Genomic DNA, 22,658 nt, shown 5'->3' on the forward strand with positions numbered 1-22,658 from the left:
GCAATGTTGTGGTTATTACCTGGAGAAAAACTAAAAGTTTCCTCACGGTAACCAGCCCCATTTTTTTCGAAGTTATGGAAGTGATTTTATTCTAACCATTATTGTAGCATAACTAGTAAAAAAACTTAATTTATTTTTTAAAAATACTAGTTAAATTAAAATTATTAAAATAAAAAAACACATTTAATAAATGTGTTTTTTTAACTTTAAATTTTAATAGTAACGTTTGCCGTTATAATATCAAGCAAAATCTGATAATTTATAAGATTGTTGGTTTAAATCACCTTTACCAGTGAAGACATTAATTAGGCGAGCTTCATCATCAAATTCAACAACATAACTATATTTAACTTGTTCACTGTTTGCTAAATAAGCATTGCCATCGCCATCATATGCTTTTCAGTCATTGCCATCTCAAGTTCCCTCATCTTGAGGAGCAATATTGTGCTTATCAACAGGTTTGGGATTTGGATCTGGTGCTCAAGACGGAACTTTCCCGGTTGTTGGATCAGTATAGCCTAATGGAGAAGTATGATATTCTAATTTAGTTGAAGCATCTTTTGGCCCATAATAATCTAATTGGTAACGGACTCCCACAATTTGGCCATCTTTTACTACTTTTCCTAATTTGCTTCCATCAACCCCTGTTCCATTAGCACTAATATATCATTTACGATTTAAGAAAATATTATCAAATCAATCATTAGCCATTGCTTGATCAACATTATTCAATAATTTCCCTAAGTAACCATTTTTTAAATCTAAGGCATTAACAATAAAGTGGTGCATTGCTTCATTATCAGGGTTTGAACCATCACTACCATGTGCCCAAGTATTAATCATGTCAAATAATGAACCTTTAGTATAAGTGTTATTACTACTATCTAAACCAAATTCTTTTAATAGCATTTGTCCATAATCACTTTTTGTATTAACACTAGTTAGATTTGCATTATAACCTTTGGTTGTTGGCCCATCATTATATACCTTTGTAATATGTTCAACATTTGTGGTATTAACTACAAAGTCTTCTTGGGTTGAGTCTCATTTGTAGAACCAATTAGCTAATCCGCCAATTCCTTGTAATAAATTAAATAAATCAAACCCAGGTTGATGACACATCTCTGTAACTGTTCGAATTAATAGCGCAGAATCAGTAGCCATGGTAACATATTTTAAAAGCCCATCTTGTAATTTTTTTATTTCTTCATAAATTGCTGTTGGCATCACTTGGTTAAACTTAGTAGTATCAAATTTTTGACCAGTCGCTGTTTCTTCTTTGGCGATTGCTTTTTTAAATCAGTCGCTTAAAATTGCATATCATTTTAAGAAGCGGTTTTTATGATTGGGGTTTGTTAAATCTAAATATTGTTCTTCTTTTGCTCCACTAATAAAATATGACATAATTTCAGGATTAATTTTTTCAAGAATTCCTCCAAGATTTAAATCTTGGGCGGTACCTTTATCATCCTTAAATTTTACTTTTAAATTATTTAAAGTATCTTTACTAAAGATTTGCAATAAAGGAGCCTCTTCTTTGATAGTATTATTACTCTCAAATCAATCTGAATATGCTTGAACCGCTATGATTGCCATTGGTGCTGCTAATAAAAATCCCATTGTTTTTTCACCAAATTCATCAGTTGATGCTAATGGGAAAATTTTTGTTAATGTTTGAATTGTTGGCATTTCCATACCAGGTCCAAAATTAGCTAACGAACTAATTGCTAAGTTAAAGTATTTAGTTCCGTATAGATTAAATAAATTAGAAGCTTGGTTAGCAATTTTGCTACCATAGTTAATTGTTTGTTTACCACTATTAGTTGTATACCCTAACTGCGAAGTTGTTGGCGAAGTTCCAATAAAATTATTATAAATAATATTAGATGCCCCTGGTTCCCCAGATTCACTTTGGTAGTATGGCCATCAACCTAAAGTTTTATTAACATAATCTAACACTGAATCAGCTTTTTGTGAAATACTATTAACCATTGCTCCGGTGTCATAAAATGCTCATGCGGTATTGGAATTAACTTCAAAGTCATTATTAGTAGGGCGACCACTTTCAACATTTCACTTGTTAAAATTATTCATTTCAACCATTGTATTCATAATGTCATATTTATTAACTTCACCATTATAACTACTATTTCTAGCTGATCTTGTATTTCATGTCATGTTATTTAATTTTTTGTATCCATCAATATAATCTTTAATTTTAACTTCTTGTCCTGATTTAGTTTTAAAGGTTCCTTTTAAATTTGTTCCCACATTATTTAAGAAATATTGTAAAGCAGGGAACGCGTAAGTATTCATATTTTCATGGCGAGCAGCAATTAGAATTTTTGCAATACTACTTGTGTATTTAACTTGATTACGAATTGTGGGATCAACTTTGTCTAGTTCACTATCAAAATAACTATTGTCAACACCCCCACCATTTTTACCACGACAAGCGGTTAATGCTAATGTGGAAGACATTACTAAAGTTGATACTCCTAAAATTGAAATTAATTTTTTCATTATTTTCATCTCCTATCATATGTAAACTAATATTGTTATTAATTATTAAAATAAAGTTTGATAAATTAAATCAATGAAAATAAGATAATCTAGTTAATTAACACCTGGCGGTAACCATTAATAAACGTATCGGTATTTTTAAATCAAGTGTTATATTTTAAATTATTATGCTTAATTTTAAATAGCAATGATTCTTGATCTAAAATTTCTTCGCCTTCTTTGGTTTCTTGTTTTTTATGGTAAATAAAGAAAGTTAAAATTGCAAATAATTCAATAATACTTTCTAAAAAGAAATCTTGGAGGAAATCTTTAAATTGTAAATTTTGATCACTAGTTGTAATATAAATATTACATAATGCTAAAAAACGAATAACAAAAAACCATCACATAAATTTTTTTACTAAAGTTAACATTGCATCATTATTAACACGTAACATTAATAAAAAAATTAGTCCTGTTTCAATTAAAATTCCGCAAGTTATAGTAATTATTTTTAAAGTCATTATTGTTTTTGTAAAGTAAATAAAAAGTTTAAATAAAGTCACACTTAAAATAATCATAAAAATAATACTAAATAATTTATAAAATTCAGCCCCGATATTATGATATTTATAAGCAACAATTGCCGTTGTTAAAAAAATTAAACCTAAAATCAAATTAACTCAAAACATTAGACTAGGATGATAAATTGCTAATATATAAATTAATAATAAATTAAAGGAATAAATAATTATGGCCCCTAAGACTAGGGATAAGAAAAACTGCATTAAATTATTTTTCTTGGTTTTTTTAAAACTATAACGAATATTATAAAAAATTGTATACGAATGCATCACTAAAATAAAAATAAAAAGGAATCAAAAAAATGATGATTTAAAAATTATATTTACCACCTCATTAATAAACACAATTTTTTCATTAAAGAAATTCATTGAATCCCCTGCTTTCTCTTTGTAATCTAATTATATACTTTTCAAAAATACTTGCAATTAGATTAAAATTGAAGTTTAAATCTGAAAATCTTTTTTTACCGAAGTAAATTAGTTTAAAAAAATCTAAATAAGATTTATTTAAATTTATATTTCATTAGCATTAATTTGTTCTTGAATACTCATGTGTTTAATTTTATAATTTAAAATTCAATAAGTCACAGCATAAATAGCAACTATAAAGAAGAATGTAATTGGAATAATTAATCATGGGAATCCTAACGGAATAATAACTGAACTTGTCATTGAGAAACCATACATTCCTAACTTAACAATTAATCACATAATTCCAACCCCAACTCCCCAGGCAATCACCACAAATGGTGTGAAAATTCCTAACATTAAACTATTAACTTCTCAGTTGGAGTATCCTAACGACTTCATTACCGCAATAAATTTCAAGAAACTATTAACAAATGATTCAGTCATAATATAAATAATAATAATGGCTGCCATAATGGTAATTATCACAAACAAGGTCGAAAGAATTGTTGAAATAACAGCTAATTTTTCAATAACTTGGTTTTTAATAATTAAATAATCTGTTTTTCCAATTGCCCCTCCCATTGAACCATTCATAAAATCAATCATTGAATAAGTACTATTTGAGGATGATAAATTATATCGTCCAGTCTGGTCAACTTGATTGGGATACTTACTAAATTTTCCATTAAATCATGATAAGGGGTTATTTTTTTGATCTTGGGGATATAAATTAGCAGTTGTTGTGGGATAACCAAGAATTTGGTTCGCCACTTTTTGGTTAATATATGCCCTAGGAATATCATATGATTCTTGTAATCCAATAACATTATAAAATACTTGTTTTTTAGTAACTCTAATTTTTAATAATCCCTGTTTAAATGCTTCACGATATCAATTTGTCGGAAAGCCGGTTGTTAAATCACCAAGCCCATTAATTTCACGGTCATAACGAGAGGCAAACGGATGAATTTTAATATACCCTTTTCCATCATCTTCCACAACTTTTTGGTCGGGGTAAATTGCAGGGTCGGGGTTAGTATCTAATAAACCTGGCAATTTTTTACCCGTTGTCTCACTTACACTTGGGGTCATAAAAGCACCGGCTGGTGGTTTTGGTAATCTTAAAGTAAAATTAGCTAAATTATAGTAATCTTGTGGTGTTCCTGACTGATCACTAAAACCAAAACGGTTAATTGAACTAGAACCAACAGTTAATTTTGTTAAATCCATTTTAAAAGGATCAGTTTGATTATTATTAAAACCACTAGGAGGCTCATAACCCCAATCTAATTGACTAACTGGAACACATGTATTAGGAGTATAACAAAATTGCAACGTATTACTTTCGACATTAGCGGGGAAAATATCACCTGGTTTAATGCCATATTTTTTTTGGACAACTTCATTAATCACCATCGGAATTAAGGCATTCTTATTTTTATTAATATCTAACGTAGCACTTTCTGCTAGTTGACGTTTTAGACTATGGTTAGGAAACACAATAGTTTTATTATTCCCATTAATTCCATAAGTGAATAAACCAATGCTATTTTTAATTTGTGAATTAAAACCAGTATATAAATCTTCATCCTGACGATTATAAGTTGAAGTACCAAAAGTAAAATTAAACTGTTCTTTTGCTAATTCATTTTTTAACCACATATTTTTAATTTTACCAGGTAGCATTCCATCAGTAGCATGCTGCACACAATAAGTTCAACGGTCAATGACATTCGGATCAGTTGGGATAATTGGTTGTTTACCAAATGCCATTGGTAAGGTTGTACATACTAACGTGTTAATTTGGTTTTCAATATCGCGGTTTTGTCCAGAACGTTGATATAAATCATAAAAAGCCCCAATTGATAAGCTTGCTCCCTTCCCGGCCATAAAGTTAAATACTATCATATTATTAATATCTAGCGCATATTTCCCCGGATTAGTAGCTAACACATCATTGGTTGTTAACCAATTACCGCTTTTATAAAAGTATTTTGTAATTAATGAATTATTTTCCAATGGGTAGATTGGATATTGCGAAGCTTGCGGACCATTCCAATCATATAACTGATAACGAGAAAACGGAATATTTCCAACAACATTATTATAACCATACTCATTTTCATAAGCTAAATTCCGATAATAATCATCGCTCACCTTATTAATTGAAGTGGGAATTAAAATCGCAAAAGTTAAGGATAAACTAGCAACAAAGAAGGTTAAAAAGAACCACCCAATTTTTTTCAAGGAAATTGCCATAATAATAAAACGGAATTTATTATTAAAATGTTTAAAATGAACGCGGCTAGTAATTTTTTCAATTCACTTATTAGGATGAATATTCTTATTTGGATTTAATAAATCTAACGGACTAATTGATAATTGCCGAGCAGCGGTAAATAAAATTACACTAACAGTTACAATTAAAATTAAGCCAAAACAAATTACTAATGGGATCGGATTAAAAGAAAATACACTCGGGATGACAAAATATTTATTAAAGACTACCATAATTGGATACTGTAACACAACTCCAATTAATCATCCTAATGGTACTCCGACCAGGGTAACAAAAATTGAATATACTAAATAAGAACTAGCAATATGCATTCCGGTATAACCATTGGCTTTTAAAATTCCATTTTCAACTTTTTCCTGGTTAATAATTTTTTTAATTAAAATAACTAGAGTAAAAATTAAAATTAGTAAGAAAATAACAACTAAAGTAATACTTACCGCACGATAAATTTTAATTGAAGTTCCTAATAATGAATAACGAACATAAATTAATTTCGTATCATCACGGTTTAAAATAGGAGCATTTTTATTAGTTGGAGTATTTAATGATAAATAATCACTTGCTAAATATGTTTTAAAGCGTTCTAAATCAGTTAATTTTTGGTTCGGACGTTGGTAAGATAAAAACGCTGTACTATCTTCTTCAATATCTAAATCGGGAGCAATATTATTTTGTAAACGAAATACTTGTGGTGAAACATATACCACAGAATCTATTTCTAAATCAGGAAAAACATCCGTATTATAAATTGTCGGGTAAATATTAGCCACATCTCCCCCAATGGCACCCACAAAAAAGCCAGTATTTTGACCAATTGTTAACTGATCTCCTAAACTTAAATTGTGATTTTTAGCATACTGAGGAGTAATAATAACATACACTGAATTGGTTGAATCATTAATATCAAATTTACTATATTTACTAATAATTTTTAATTGATCATAATCTAATAATTGTTGTCAATTAATAACTTTAAATTTAACATTTGAAGCTAAATCTCAATATTCATATTGCTCACGCATTTGAATTGCAAAATTTGTCGCATCTCCAACTAGTTGATAATAACTACTTGTAAAAGCATAAGGTCCATATTCCTTCCCATTACGTAAGTTATTTTTAAAATCAGCATTCGTATTTTTTGAATTATAAAAATCATTAACAGTAAAAGTAGCATTATTAATATTATAGTTAAATCCTGGTTCTGAATTATTAGTAATTGTCGGTGAATAATACATTTTAACTGAATTTAATAATTGCGAATTATCAGTTTTGTATAACATGCTAAAATTACCATCTAAACCTTTAGTATAAATCTCATTTAAAATATCAGTTTGGTTAGGAAGATCTTTTTGTGGAGTTCCTTTACTATAATCAATGTCTTTTAACCAAACATTTCCGGTGGTTGGGTTAATAAAATCAGCAATTTTTTGACGATTTGCACTATCATCACTAGTAATCCCCACATGGTTAGCATAGGCCACTAATAAATTAATGGTATTTTTTGAGATGTCACTCTTCACAAAATTTTCCATAAAATAAGTAATAACATCAATATTAGAAAATTGTTTTGTATTCGGATTATAAAAACTACCAATTAATGATTTACGAAAATTATCATTATCAACATTAAAATTATATAAACCGTTATTAGTAAATTTTAAAGGGTTAGTGGGATCATTAATTTCAATGCTACTAACTTGTCCCCCACTAATAATAATTTTAATATTATCAGGATTAATTTTTTTTAAAACATGATTGTCACCTAAACTTAAAAATGGCAAGGTTTTTGTTTTTCCCGCCTTATCCGTAATCATGTGATACTCATTATCAAAAGCAAACCAAGGAATAATTGTTTCAACATTATGAGTGCTTTTTTTCTTACTATTATAATTTAAAAGATAGTCATAGTTAAAAGTTCCTTGCCCCATAAAACGATAAGCATCTGTTAACCGTTCATTGACAATTCAAGAAACAGATAATAGCAATGTTGAAAGAATAACTAAAATTACAAATATTAAAATTTGAGTTTTTTCCTTCAACATATTCTTAAATGTTTGTCAAAACAATAACATACATTTTCTCCTTTTGTTTACCAATAGTTATTAGGAAAATAATTCCTACTGGGTGCGAACTTTTAAACATTCTGGCTTTGTTTAAACATTATACTAATTAATTATATGCTATTTCTTAATAATTTAAAAATAAAAATAACTAAAAATTGCATACCCTACTGTTCCTGTAAAGCTAAGACCACTAAAAGTAATGGCAATTACTTCGTTAACCCCGGCTTTAATTCCAACAAAAGATGATAAGGTATAATTAAATTTTCAAGGATTATTATCTCCTAATGGTGCTCCTTTTAAATAAGAACTGTACTCAAAAAGACCAGCAAAATTAACCGTAATTAAACTAAATACAATTGACATTAAAACTGTACCCCCAATGGCAATTGGTAAATATTCTATTAATGAATCATTATTAAAGTAACTAACAATCCCATAAGTAAGATAACTAAGCAAAATTAAGAGTCCAAATAAAAATATTAATAATAAAAATAACGGTTCGGAATGTGACCAGTTGATATGATGATTATCATCAAAATAGTTTTTAATTCACTGCGAATTATTTCAAGAAGTGTCTTTTAAAATTGCATTATTTGTTGTTGCAAAGGTAATAATACTAAAAATTAATGTTACAAACACAAAAATAATCGTAAAAGAAAAAACAGAAATTTTAAACTTATTCATTTAAGGTCTCCTTTGTAATTTTAGTTAAGTATTTTTAACCCTTTATTATTGCTAGTTCTTTGATAGTTTTTCTTACCAATATAATAACGAAATATAGTTTTATTAACAATAGATAATAACTAAAAAAATAAAAAAATTATTTGTATTTCAAACAAAATTTTAGTGTGAAACAAATAATTTTTAACTATGCAATCGTAATATTTGTTAACCGGTTATTTTTAATTCTTCATAATCCTAAGCTTATTGTAACACCTAAAATAATTAAAATAACGGCAATGGTAATTCCTACTACGGATAAATCAAATGGTAAGCCCAAGAGCATTCCACTTTTTTGGAACAAGACATTAATAATAATTTCTCATGCTAGTTCGGAAACAAAATAACTTAATAAATATCCAATTATAACTGCTAATAAATAAAATCCTAACACCATAAAGACAATTTTGCGAACTTTATATCCTAAAACTTTTAAAGTTAGAATAATTCGTTTATTTTCATCTAACACCATACTAATTAGCACAGCCAGAATCAAGGCCACAATAATAACTGTTAAGATTTCCAGAACTGTTAAGACATCATTAACTGTTTCCATTCCCTTACCAAAAATTTCCCGCAAGGTATCAAATGGTCATATTTTATTGAACCCGTTAATTAATTTGGTATTTGCTCTTAATTCTGCAGCCTTCCCAATATCAATTTTAGGAGTTCCCCCACTGGTATCTCATAAAGTAAAATCATAATCATCTTTTAGCGAAAAGGCCGATAAAATTCGATATGGCTGTAATATTCCTCCGTTATTATCAATTTTTGTTGCAATTGAATTATGATAAGGGATTGTGGGAAATGGGACACCTTTCCCCAATAAATTTATTCACTGATTCATTACAATTTGTAAAGAATTCTCATTGGTATATAAATTACCAGAACTAATATCAGCATCATCACTACCAATTACTTTAAAATTAACTGGCACATAGCCAATCATATTAGTTATACGAACATTAACAGTAATGACATCCCCGGGGTTCACATGCGAGGATTCATAAACCCGTTTTGCTAGGACAGTCGGAATTGGTTCGTTAATTGCTTTTTGGGGATTATTACCAACAGGCGTTGAAGAAATTGTATAACCAAATACCTTATTCTGAACATCTTGTAAACTTAAATGACGAGATTCAAAATTAAAATAACTATCACGAAATTCTTGTTGAGCTGGTAATCCTACTGCAAACAAATCACTAACGGGGTTATCCGCATTCTTATCATCATAAGGCCCTCACCGCGTTGGTTTTGAAGTATAGGGCATATCAAACTGCGGATTGTAAACCATATAAGGACCAAAATATATTTTTGGGTACAATCCCCCTGTTAAACTACTTAGATTTCGAATTGTAATTAAAATTTGACTAATTTCTTTAATTTGGTCAGGAATTACTCCTTGTTGTTCTAAAATAGTTTGGATTCACGGACTTGATAATAAATTTAGTAAATAATCTCAGCCATTAACTTCGGTCCCATTTGCAATCACTTTGTAATTAACAATTGCTTTCAAAGTTTCGGAATCTAATAATGGGTACTTACCATTTTCAATACTAATTTTACTTTTTGGAGTGGGATTATTTGGATCACCAATAATATTTAAGAAGTCCCCACATACCGAAGGAGCAATCGGATAAGCAGTCGGTGTAGCTAAGGCTGGGAAACATAACAAGGGATTAGGAAAATTAAAAGTCTTCCCATTATTTAAAATTTTTGCCGGATGAAATTTTGCTGCTTCATCTTGCGTTGATAGCCACTGATAAGTTGTCCCACCTTTTGTTTCAGTAGTAACATCTTCTTGGTCATAACTTGTTATTAAATATGACTTAACATCATCTTTAAAATAACGGAAAGAATTTTTAACAACATTCTTCGCCATTACCCCCGCATCAAGTTGGAACATTAATAAAAACGAAGCAAAGGTTAAAACAACCATTACCATTATTCATTTTCCTAATGATTTTAGAGCAAAGGTAAACGATAAGTGAACGTTAAAAGATAATCCTAAATGTCAAATTTTTTTATGTTGTTTTTTAACTTTGCGAGTTTTAAAACTTAGATTATTACTTTTTAAATCATAGATTAAATCAAGCACACCTCGGTTTAATAAAATAAAGGCGATTGTAAAAGCTAAAATAATAAATGCAACTGGGACAAAAATAATTGCGCTGGTAAAAATTAAGGGGTTAAAATAAAACATTGTTAATGGTAACCCAATTGAATAAATGTTTAAACTAGTAAAATACATTTGCATTGGAATACTTAATGCTCATCCTAACACACAACCAATAATCATTGTAAAAACAATGTTGCAAGTGAAGATAAAAGCTAATTTATATTTCTGGTATCCTAATGCTTTTAAAACTCCAATTTGGCGTTTTTGATTCTCGATATCTTTTTTGATAAAGAAACCAATAATAATTGCAATAATAATTGAACAAGCAATCGCAATTGAACCATCAATAATAAAACTAGCATTTGTTAGCATTACCACTTGGCCAGGAAATGAATTCGAAAAACTAGTGATTATATCATCGGCGGACACAAAATAATTATTTAAAGCATCACTCAAGAGCTTAATGCGACTCGCTCCGGTTAACCCCCTACTAATATTAATATAAGCAGTTAAAGTTTCAAAACCGTTTGGAAATACTGCTTCAATGTTTTTAAAATCATTGGCATTACCATATAATAATGCGCCGTTTTTAAAATCAATTGAAGTGTTACTTTGAACAAGGGTTACCATATTTGCCAAAACCGGATAAATATCACTATACTTAGTTGCCCATCCTTTAACTTTGTAAATCATATTTTCACTACCCGCATTTTGGAAAGATAAGTTTAAATTACCCCCAACCGGAATTCCATTATAATCACCATATTGGCGGGAGATATAAATTGAGCCCTGGTCAATTGTTTGGATTAATTTATTTTTATCAGCATCATAAACAGTATTAAAAGGAGCTCGAAAAACATTATCACTTCGTCAACTATCCCCATCATAAAATAACTGGTCTGGATTTTTATAGACCGCAGAAATGTTATAATATTGAACATCACTGTTAATTAAACTTTTAAAAGTAAATAAATAATTTAAAGAATAACTAATATCTAATTGAATATGGGGATTATTAATAATTTTATCTAAACCACTATCATGGGGATGTAAAATAATATAGTTCAATAAGGCCGCTTGTAAACTCTCATTATAGTTTTTATGCAAGCTTGTAAAAGAAGCTGTTCCAGTAGTTGGGTTTAAATATAGTGGGGGAGTTGTTCAAGTACATAATTGATCATCATTGGTACATTGTAAATTACTTAAATCAGATTTAATTGTATTAAATGTTAACTTATTAGCATCAATTTTACTTTCATCATAAAACTCACTCAAAAATTTTCGGTTGAGTTTATTATATTCTCCCGTTGAAAAAATATTATTATCAATAAATAACCTATCCGCTTTAACTTTATACTGATATGTACCACTATAATGAGCTAAATCTTTCACCCCATTTTTAACTTGAAAAACAGAAGAAAATAATGCAGTAAAGGTTAACATTGCTGCAATAACAAAAAATATTAAACCAATAAACTGGGTTATTTTTTTAAGAAACCCCCGGGTTGCTTCACAAAATAAATTCTTCATTTGGTAACTATCTTTCTAAATTATCCTTTATTTTCCCTAATCTTTATAAAATATATTATACTCATTTATCTTAGCAAAATAATAAATTTTTTGCAAAAATTAAAAATAGTTGCTAGATTTTCCTCACAACTATTATTTGTTTAAATAATCACAACTAAATTTTTTAATATTAAATAATAAATTAACTAATTCTGATCCCACTTGGGTAAGATTATACTCGGAATAATGAACATTATTTTTAACAACCACCAGTTTTTCAACAACATTTTGGGCGACTAAATTATTTAAAAATTTGGTCACAACCTTTTTCGTACAATCTTTTAAAATATTGTGTAATTCATTAAAACCTGTTTGTTGCTTATTTAAAACATTAATAATTTTAATTGCTCATTTTTGCTTAATAATATTTATAAAATTATTAATGGTTGTAATATCTTCATCACAACAATTAAAATCACAATTACAAACTAGCGCACAACAAGTTTTTGTGTTAATTTCGCACCATTCTAACATTTTTTTCATCCCTACTTTACTAGATTGTTTACACCTTAACTATAACATAAAAGTTCTCAAAATAAAAAGGAATTACCCTTGTAATTCCTAATTATAACTTCGTGTTATTTGCCTGAAATTGTTGACAGTTCTTTTGAAACTGATTCAACATAAACACCCACAATAATATGAAGACCTTTATTTTTAGCAGTTAAAACAACCCCTGGAACTCCGGTTTTTTTAATTGTATCAACATCAACTTTCGTATTATCTTCAACTGTTAAACGTAATCTTGTCATACAGTTATCCACTTTAACTAAATTATCATGACCAATTGCATCATAGATAATTTGGGCCATTTTTGTAGCACCTTGTGGATCTTTCGCTAAGTCAATACGAGTAATTTCTCCGCTAGCATTAACTGGTGCTGTTCCGGCTGATACTGGTGTAGCTGTGCTGCTAACTGTGGCAGTTGCTATTTTAGCTTTTTGTTTTGCTAATTTTTTTTCAGCATGTGTTTTCACAACTTTACCTAATTTTTTAGCAATTTCAGCAGCTTCGTCTTCACGTCCTGGAGTAACTAAGTTTAATTTTTTAATTAAGTATTTGAAACTAAAGAAGTAAGCAGCACCTTGGATAATTCCAATTGGAAGAATCATTAATGGGTTACCAATTACTTTGTAAGCACTGTTTTGAAGTACTCCTGAAATTGTTGACATATCTCATGATGTTTTAATTGAGATGGCTCAGTCAACAAATCCAGCACTAAATCCAAATCCGGAACGAATTCCCATTCCAACTGTTAACGCTGCGAATGCTCCTGTTAAAAAGGCGTGAATTCCTAATAATAATGGTGCTAAGAAAATAAATGAGAATTCAATTGGTTCAGTAACCCCCGTTAAGAATGAAACCCCAGCCGCTGAACCTAAAATTCCGGCAATTTCCGCACGTTTAGTTTTATTTTCAACTGATAAAATCATTGCCGCACAGGCTGCTGGTAAACCAAACATCATCATTGGGAAGAATCCAGTTTGGAAGATACCACTTCCTCCAGCTAATCCAAATTCAGAGTTAGCATACATTTTTCCTAAAAAGGCATTAATATCCCCATTAATAGTTGTTGTAATACCTGTATAATTTCAACCAACAATTGTTGCTAAGTGGCCATCAGGTGTTAAGGTATATTGTGCTCATTGCAATGTTCCATCCACAATTCTTCATAGGGCAACCCCATCTAAACTCATTAAGTGCCCTGAAATTGGTTGTTGGAATCATAAGTATGTATTTAAAACTTGGTGTAATCCAAATGGAATTAATAAACGGTTAAAAATTCCATAGAAGAACGCTCCCAGAGGTGGAATTGCTCCTAAACCATATCCTAAATATTGAAGAACTAATTGGAATCATGGTCAAATTGCGGCTACCACAAATGATCCCCCTAAGAAGAATAATGCTGTTACCATTGGTACAAATCTTCTTCCTGAGAAGAACCCTAAAGCAGCTGGTAATTTAACATCTTGGTAACGGTTGTAAATTAACGCTACACAACAACCTGATAAAATACCACCAAAGACTCCCATGTCAATGTTATATTTAGCCCCATAACCACCACCAGGTAGTTTTTGACTAAAATCAAAGACATATAAAATCCGTGAGTGTTCAACTGCTCATTGTTCACCATTTCCAAAGTTCCCAATTGGAGTATTTCCTAATAATACATTGTTATAGTATCATTGGGGAATAACACCCATTAAGCCAGTTAATGCAAATCAACCAAATAAAGCAACTAAGGCCGCTTCACCTCGGAAGTCTTTTGACATCCCAAATCCTAAACCAACGGCGAATAAGGGTGCTAAATTACCAACAGCGGCATTCCCAATTGCGGATAGAATTGTTCCAATGTATCATAACCCTGATAAGTTACCATTTTGGGTTAATGCTGAATTAATACTTGAGTCAGTCATAATTCCACCAATCCGCAACATTAAAGCGGCAATCGGCAATACAACAATTGGGAATTGCAAGGCTTTTCCTAATTTTTGCAAATATTGCATTTTTACTTTTCTCCTTTCATAATTTTTAACAAATAATTTCTTTAATCAAAAAAGGACTAAATTAAGTGGCTAACTTAATAATAGTAACTATTCCTACAACAAAGGCAATGGCAAATAATGATGCTAAGATTAAAAAAATATTACCCTTAATTTCATCAAGGATTTCTCATTCTCTTGCTATTTTCATGGTTTGATCACGTTGAAAGCGGATGCGATTTTTTCACCAAAAAAAGTGAAGTAATATCAAAATAACAGCAATGACAAAAGAAACCCCAATAACTCATCCCCAAATTACCATTTGGGTGTGATGATCAAGATTATTGGATGCATTGTTATTACTGTTATTTTCAGCTAATAAAAACAAAATATTGATAAATCGTTGCACTTTTGTTACTTACCCCTCATTGTAAAAAATATATTTCATTAAAGAAATCTACCTATATGGTACAACTACTTCGGTAAAATTAAATTTCAAAATAATCGTATACAAAAAATAATTCCATATTTTTTTAGGTCTCTTTAAAAATGAATTTTAAAAAATTATTTTTAAGATTTCTTATCTAGTTTCCGTCAACGTTTAACCATCTCACCAGCCCTTGCGACTGCACGTTCGGCACCAGGGTATTTTTTTAATAATTGTGAATAAATAATATCAACAATTAATAATTCAGAAACTTTTGCCGACATCGTGTTAAATTTATAATCACCATCATAAGTTTTGAATTGAATAATATTATCAATAATATTTTTAAATTCACTATGCTCGTTAGCAGTAATTAAAATAACCCGTAAATGATTAGCTAAACTTACCCGGATAATTTCCCGAATTTCATTTGTTGTTCCGGATGTTGAAATTAAAATAATAAGATCCTCTCTGGTTAAAGCTGACATATTCGCAATATGGACATGAATATCCTGACTTAAAATTGCTGGAATGCCAATTTTATTTAAGTTTGAGGCTAATTCAAAACAAGGAATTCAAGAGGAACCAACCCCAAATAATAAAACTTTCCGACTTTTAATAATATCATCAACAACTTTATTAATTCGCTCATGGTCAAGAGAATCAACTGTCTGGTTAATCGCATAAATATAATAAATCCGGTTATTATTAATATCACCAGCTAATTCATTATTTAAGGATAAAGAATAATTATATTTAATAAAATTATTACGTTCATAAATATATTGTTGCAATAGTTTTAACGAATGATAACCAACTTTTTTAACAAAACGGGTAATCCCAGATACAGAGACATTTGCTTTGATAGCAATTTCATTAATTGTATGCGTTGTAAAGTAATTAGGATTTTCATTAATAAAATTAAAAATTGCGATTTCAACATTTGTTAATTTAGTTCGATCAAATTCTAAAATATTGAATTGCTTCATCTTATTGTTATTGTTTACCATCTTGATTCTTCCTTTTTGCTAGCTAGCTTTGTGTAAGGGCTAACTACTTATTTTATTGTAATTAAAAAAAAAAAAAAGCAATCTGCCCGCGTATTAATAGACTTAAAAACAAATTAAAAATCAAGTTTCCATTATTGGAAACTTGATTAATTATTAGTTATCTTTTAATTAAATAACGAATTTGCCCATATAAGACAATTCCTGCTAAAGGAACACACATCATCGCTAAGGAAACTAAACTCATCTGTCATGACAAGGTTGGTGGCGTGGAATAAATCACACCGGTCGGATCATTTAAGAAAATTTGGTTTAAACCAGGAATATAAACAATCATAAAGTTTAAAATTAAGGTTAAAAATATTGAACCTAGTAAGTAATAATTTAATTTATGTTTTTGATGATATTTTATTTTGTAATTTGGTAAGCGAATTGCATACACATAAATCGCAGGAGCACAAGTCATTACTAACACCGCCACTATTTTGGCATCGGCATTACTATCAAACACTTCGCGACCAATAAAGAAGGTTGCAATAACACTAGCTGCTGTAATGAAACTAATAAAGAATAATGTTAACAACTCATGGGAGAAGAATGATTCTTTTTTATTTCGCGGTTTATCGAGCATTAAACTGCCATCATTATGATCAAGACCAATTGGAATCGCTAATAAAGTTTCAATAATTAAGTTAAACCATAGAATATTTACTGATTCAAAAGGTTTGATAGTTGTGATAATTGAAATTAATAAGAACGCCAGCACCTCGGCAATATTAGCAGAAATAACAAAAATAATTGCCCGTTTAATTTTTTGATAAACATTGCGCCCTTCTTCAACCCCTTTAATAATAGTTGAAAAGTTATCATCTTGTAAAATAATATTGGCCGCTTCTTTTGAAACATCGGTACCGGTAATTCCCATGGTGACTCCAATATCAGCTTTATTTAAACTTGGCGCATCATTAACACCATCACCAGTCATTGAAACCACATAATTTAATTCTTGTAAACACTCGACAATTCGGGTTTTATGTTCAGGATTAACCCGGGCAAATACATTCACAGTTTTTAATTTTTCTTTTAACTGATCATTATCAATACTATCAATTTGATGACCACTCATCACATTTTCTTCGGAATCAACAATTTTTAATTGTTGCGCAATAGCAAAGGCTGTAACTTTATGATCGCCAGTAATCATTAACACTCTAATCCCAGCATGGTGAGCTTTTTCAATTGCGACAATTGCTTCGGGACGTGGAGGGTCAATCATACCGACCGCTCCTAAGAAAATCAAATCACTTTCCAGCGGAGAGTCATCTTGTTCTTTGAACGCAAATGCTAATACCCGTAACGCTTCATGGGATAATTTCATTGCTTTCGCATAAACTATTTTTTTAAGTTCTGTTGTTAACGGAATGATTTTTTCATCTAAATATATTTTCGTACACTGTTCTAATAGTTGGTCAATTGCCCCTTTGGTATAAACAATTTTTTTATTATTAACCTTGTTAACAGTGGTCATTAGTTTTCGATCAGAATCAAAGGGAATTTCATCCACTCTTTTGTATTTTTTTCTCCATTCGGTTTCGCGAATGATAATTGCTCGCGTAAAATCAACTAAGGCAATTTCAGTTGGATCACCAATTTTTTCCTTTTTCTCATTAATAGCATCGTTACATAATGTTAAACAGTTAATAAAATGCTGGTGGTGAGGGCTTTCTTTATGACATTTATAAGCATTTGTTTTTAAGATATTATTATTAAAAATAACTTCTTTCACCGTCATTTTATTTTGGGTTAACGTTCCAGTTTTATCTGAACAAATAATGTTAACAGATCCTAAGGTTTCTACCGCATCTAATTTTTTAACAATAACATTAACATTTGACATCCTTTTCGTTGACAATGACAAAATAACAGAAACAATTACCATCAACGACTCAGGAATAACTGCAACTGCGATGGTAACCGAAGTCATCATATTAACTGGTCAATCATTTTTATCAGTGAAAAAGAAGAAACCGAAGACTGCAATGGCTAAAATAACAGCAACCACTGAAACTCATTTTGTTAATTTTGCTAACCGTAGTTGAAGTGGTGTTTTATTTTGTTTTGTTTCCGAAACACTTTTAGCAATCTTTCCAATTTCACTATCAACAGCATTAGCCACCAAAACTCCAATTGCCCGACCATTGGTAATAAAAGTTGACATAAAAGCAATGTTATGTCGCTCAGCTAACACTAATTTATCTTTATTAATAATTTTACTATTTTTTTCAACGGGAACTGACTCTCCGGTTAAAGCTGATTCATCAATTTGTAAATTACTTGCTTCAACCAAGCGAATATCCGCTGGAATATATTTCCCCGCTTCTAAGATAACAACATCTCCAACTACTAATTCAACAGCTGGGATTTCAACAATTTCCCCATTCCGTTTCACAACCGCCATGGGAATTGTTAATTGCTTAAGTGCTTCTAAAGATTTGCGAGCCTTCATTTGTTGAATTGTTTGAATTAAAGCATTAATAATAACAATTGTCATAATTACGATAAAATCAATAAAATCAATGTGCTGATTAATAATGCGCTCGACAACAATTGAAATAACTCCGGAAATAATTAAGATCAATGATAATGGTTCAATTAACGCTAGTAAAAAAATTAAACTTCAATGGCGATTTTTAGTCTTCACTAATTCATTTTTACCATTTTTCTTTAATTTTGCTTGGGCTTGTTCAGTTGTTAGTCCCTGTTCAATACTTGTTTCTAACTCTTGTTCTAATTCTTCTTCTGTTTTGTTAAATCACATTTTTTATATCGTCCCTCTCCTTTTAATTTACTTTTAAACTAGCAACTAAGTTTAAAATATTACTTTCAATATCACTATTAATACTTAACAATTCACCATAAGTTTTAATAAAAGTATTATTTAAAGTTGTTAATTTTTTATTAGCATCCGTTAGTAATTCATTAATCTTTTTAAAAAGTGCACGAAATTCAGGAGAATTAATTTTTTGATAAATTTCATTTTTTAAATCATATTCTTGTTGATTGTTAATTTTTATTTTTTCAGTTTCTAAAACTAGTTTTCGTAAGAGAATAAATAATACCCTAGCTGCTTCAAAAGTACAGACAAATAATCCAGGATGGTTGTCAATTTCTTTGATATATTCACCATTATTTCTTCAGTCTGCTGGGATATTGCGGGCAATGATAGCCCCAAATTGTAAATTATGATTGTTGATATCCTGAATAAATTTGGTAATATAGTTGGAATGGAAAGTATCAACATCCTTAATTTCATAATAAATTTCTTCAAATTTATGATTATTAATTTTTACTTGGTGAATAATATCCGCCCCGTTTTTACCAGGATTAACACGCTCAATAACATCACCATATTGCTTAAATTGATTAGTTAAAAAATCTGCAAAATCTTTTTCTGATTGGTTTCCTTTATTTTTAACATTTGTTAAAATCCGGATTTGCTCATTCAGCTGATCAATTTTATTGTGATATTCTTTGGTAGCTTGTTCATAACTGTAGTCAAAATTTTTTTGAATGGAATCTGTCAAAGCATCTTTTAAGTTATTAAATGTTTGCATTAGTTCAGTATAATTTTTTCTCTCATTTGCTAAATCTGTCTGGTGAGTTTTTTGCGTTTCTTGAAAATGAATATTAAGTTCACTTAAAACACTTAACTGTTTTTGCAATTCTTTTTCTTTTTCATTAAATTCATTTGTAATTTTTAAGCGTAAATTTTCCTCTTGTTCTTTAGCTTTAATAATTAATAAATCATTGTATTCAGCTTTTAATATTAATTGGCTAGTTTCTAACTTTTTTTTTACTTCTTGATTAATAAAAGCTTTAATATGTTCATCTTTTGCTAAATCCAATTTTTGTAAATCAATTGTTTTTTCGCAATAAGGACAAGTTATTTTATAATCCACAATTTTAATTCTCCTTTCCTAACTCCCACAGCACATCTATTATATAAATTATATCTTAATAATAAATAAAAAAACAATGTTCTAAAACATTGTTTTTTTATCCTCGGTGCCGTTCAGAAACATGAATTTCTGCTTGTAAATTTTCATTTTCTAAATTCGCGGTTAAATATTTTTCATTGGTTGGTAGTACTAAAAGTGTTGTTGTTAAATAAGAAATCTCAACAGTGGGATTTACTAATTGAAAGTTAAAAACATGGCCACCTTTTGTTTTACTATCATCTAAAAAATGAAAATGATAGTTGTGTACTCCAATTGTGTTAGCAAATTCGGGAGTTCAAAAACCAACTAATGAACCACGTAAGTTTTCAAATTTAGCAATTCCCTGATCTTTGGTTGCATTAATCAAAGTTGGGTATGGTTTTTCTTGATAAGCCACTGTTCTTGTTGAAATTTTTTCAAAATAACCAGTAACTTTTAAAGCATAAAAGATGTTTTTACTAGGAAAATATTCAATAATAATTGCTTCTAACTCTTCCAGAGTAATTTTTTTTTCTAAGGTAAATGTTTTATCCGCTTTGAAAAAACTTAACGAAGCAAAAGGGGAAGTTCAAGCAGGTTTAACATTGTGGACACTACCATCGGCTTTTAATTGGTAGGCTTTACTATCTAAAACAATTAACTCCCCATCTAAATGGTCAAAAGTCCCCAGCCCAAAATTTCCATGTTTTAATAATTCTTTAAAAGTAATTGAACCATCATAGTTCCCCGCAATTAAACTAGCAATTGTTGAATATTGATACAATTGAGAATAATTTTTTTTCATTAGTAAATTTCCTTATCAAGCAATGTTTTAGCTAATAAAATATTATCTTTATAATCAACCGGAATATCAACAATAACTGGTTTGTTAGCAGCTAACGCTTGTTCTAACACACTTTGCAGTTCATTTGGGTGGTTAACACGTAGACCGATCGCCCCAAAACTTTCAGCATATTTAACAAAATCAACTGGTCCAAGTTCGACAGCAGAAATACGATTGTATTTCATGTTTTGTTGGAAAGCCACCATATCAAAATAACCATCATTTCAAATTAAGTGGACTAGTGGTAAATTTAATCGCACAGCAGTTTCTAATTCCATTGCCGAAAATAAAAATCCACCATCTCCTGACATTGATACTACTTTTTCTTCTGGGCGAACTAAACAAGCAGCAATTCCCCATGGTAAGGCTACTCCTAATGTTTGCATCCCATTACTAAATAATAATCTTCGTGGTTCATATGAACGGAAGTGGCGAGCCATTCAAATATAAATTGAACCAACGTCAACTGCTACTGTAACTTTATCATCAATTAAAGCGCGTAGAGTATTAATAATGTGCAAAGGATGGGTTAAGTTACCATCACTCGTGATTTTAACATTTTGACTAGCCATTAATCTAATGTGTAAATCATTTAATATTTTATCTTCCGCTGGATTTAATGTTAATCCTTCAAATTTATCAATAAATTTATTTAGAGTAGCTGGTAAATCACCAATTAACTCTAATTCTGGTTGGTAATAATTATCAATATCCGCAATTACTTCATCAATATGAATAATTTTTGATTTTTTATTATGGTTTCACACAATCGGATCATATTCAATCGGATCATAACCAACCGCAATTACTAAATCTGATTGGTCTAATAAAATATCTCCTGGTTGGTTTTTAAATAAACCAACACGACCATAAAAACAAGTTTCTAATTCTCGTGAAATCACTCCGGCTGCTTGGAAAGTTTCCACAACTGGAATTTTTGTTTTTGTCAATAACTTACGAATTACTGTTGTCACTTCTCGACTTGAAGAACGCATTCCTAATAATAAAACTGGTAATTTTGCTTTTTTAATTTCTACTATTAACTGATCAATTTTTGATTCCTCAGCTGGTCCTAAATCATAATTATTAAAAGGCAGGATTGCTGTTTCTTTTAAATCAGTAGCATTAACAATATCTTGGGGTAAAGAAACAAATGTTGCTCCTTTTCGTGGTGAAGTTGCTTCCCGAAAGGCATTAACCAAGGCTTCTGAAATATTATCAGGGTGGACTACTTCTTTACTATATTTAGTAATTGGAACAAATAATGCCGCATTATCCATCGATTGGTGGGTTCTTTTTAAACTATCAGCTCGGGAAACATTCCCCGCAATCGCAACAATCGGGTCCCCTTCCGCATTCGCAGTAACTAAACCAGTTGCTAAATTAGAAGCACCTGGTCCACTGGTTACCAAGACAACTCCTGGATTTCCAGTAATTCTTCCAATTCCGCCAGCAATAAAAGCAGCATTTTGTTCATGACGAGTTAAGATTAATTTTGGTCCCCGGTCTAATAACACATCAAAAACTTTATCAATTTTGGCACCGGGGATACCAAAAATATATTCAACATTTTGATTAATCAAGGTATCAACAACAATATCGGCACCGGTAATTTTTTTATTTTCCATACTATTCCTCCTTCCTCTAATTTAA

The 22,658-nt window shown here is 30.0% G+C and carries 13 protein-coding genes; all 13 read right to left on the bottom strand.

Features of this window, described 5'->3' with window-relative positions; all coding sequences use genetic code 4:
• Positions 1 to 213 precede the first annotated feature (213 nt).
• The 13 genes from P344_RS05565 to alsS all read right to left on the bottom strand — a co-directional run bounded on the left by P344_RS05565 (position 214) and on the right by alsS (position 22,633).
• Positions 214 to 2,523 carry a hypothetical protein gene (locus tag P344_RS05565; RefSeq protein ID WP_025317886.1) on the bottom strand — a complete coding sequence of 770 codons (2,310 nt, stop codon included), beginning with the start codon at positions 2,521 to 2,523 and terminating at the stop codon, positions 214 to 216.
• 89 nt (positions 2,524 to 2,612) lie between these two features.
• Positions 2,613 to 3,455, bottom strand: a complete 843-nt coding sequence (locus P344_RS05570; RefSeq protein ID WP_025317887.1) for a hypothetical protein — start codon at positions 3,453 to 3,455, stop codon at positions 2,613 to 2,615.
• A gap of 144 nt (positions 3,456 to 3,599) precedes the next feature.
• Positions 3,600 to 7,868 carry an ABC transporter permease gene (locus tag P344_RS05575; RefSeq protein ID WP_025317888.1) on the bottom strand — a complete coding sequence of 1,423 codons (4,269 nt, stop codon included), beginning with the start codon at positions 7,866 to 7,868 and terminating at the stop codon, positions 3,600 to 3,602.
• 123 nt (positions 7,869 to 7,991) lie between these two features.
• Positions 7,992 to 8,543 (bottom strand): hypothetical protein, encoded by a 552-nt coding sequence (locus P344_RS05580; RefSeq protein WP_025317889.1) that lies wholly within the window; start codon positions 8,541 to 8,543, stop codon positions 7,992 to 7,994.
• Between the two features lie 184 nt (positions 8,544 to 8,727).
• Entirely contained in the window at positions 8,728 to 12,228 is a 3,501-nt protein-coding gene (locus tag P344_RS05585) for an ABC transporter permease (protein WP_025317890.1), read from the bottom strand.
• 132 nt (positions 12,229 to 12,360) lie between these two features.
• Positions 12,361 to 12,741 (bottom strand): winged helix-turn-helix transcriptional regulator, encoded by a 381-nt coding sequence (locus tag P344_RS05590; protein ID WP_025317891.1) that lies wholly within the window; start codon positions 12,739 to 12,741, stop codon positions 12,361 to 12,363.
• Between the two features lie 104 nt (positions 12,742 to 12,845).
• Positions 12,846 to 14,774 carry a PTS transporter subunit EIIC gene (locus P344_RS05595; protein ID WP_025317892.1) on the bottom strand — a complete coding sequence of 643 codons (1,929 nt, stop codon included), beginning with the start codon at positions 14,772 to 14,774 and terminating at the stop codon, positions 12,846 to 12,848.
• 61 nt (positions 14,775 to 14,835) lie between these two features.
• Positions 14,836 to 15,159: a hypothetical protein gene (locus P344_RS05600; RefSeq protein WP_025317893.1), complete on the bottom strand. Its 324-nt coding sequence runs from the start codon at positions 15,157 to 15,159 to the stop codon at positions 14,836 to 14,838.
• A 161-nt stretch (positions 15,160 to 15,320) separates the two neighbouring features.
• On the bottom strand, positions 15,321 to 16,187 hold the full coding sequence (locus tag P344_RS05605; RefSeq protein ID WP_025317894.1) for a MurR/RpiR family transcriptional regulator: 867 nt from the start codon (positions 16,185 to 16,187) through the stop codon (positions 15,321 to 15,323).
• Positions 16,188 to 16,344: 157 nt separating this feature from the next.
• A complete protein-coding gene (locus tag P344_RS05610; protein ID WP_025317895.1) occupies positions 16,345 to 19,002 on the bottom strand; it encodes a cation-translocating P-type ATPase in 2,658 nt (885 codons plus the stop codon).
• A 22-nt stretch (positions 19,003 to 19,024) separates the two neighbouring features.
• On the bottom strand, positions 19,025 to 20,143 hold the full coding sequence (locus P344_RS05615; RefSeq protein WP_025317896.1) for a DUF2130 domain-containing protein: 1,119 nt from the start codon (positions 20,141 to 20,143) through the stop codon (positions 19,025 to 19,027).
• A 97-nt stretch (positions 20,144 to 20,240) separates the two neighbouring features.
• On the bottom strand, positions 20,241 to 20,966 hold the full coding sequence (budA, locus tag P344_RS05620) for an acetolactate decarboxylase (protein ID WP_025317897.1): 726 nt from the start codon (positions 20,964 to 20,966) through the stop codon (positions 20,241 to 20,243).
• The gene (gene alsS, locus P344_RS05625; RefSeq protein ID WP_038677639.1) at positions 20,966 to 22,633 is read right to left on the bottom strand and encodes an acetolactate synthase AlsS; all 1,668 of its coding nucleotides are present in this window, start codon (positions 22,631 to 22,633) and stop codon (positions 20,966 to 20,968) included. Before alsS ends, budA begins: the two co-directional genes overlap by 1 nt.
• Positions 22,634 to 22,658 lie beyond the last annotated feature (25 nt).

The sequence above is a fragment of the Spiroplasma mirum ATCC 29335 genome (assembly GCF_000565195.1).
GTDB lineage: Bacteria > Bacillota_I > Bacilli_A > Mycoplasmatales > Mycoplasmataceae > Spiroplasma > Spiroplasma mirum.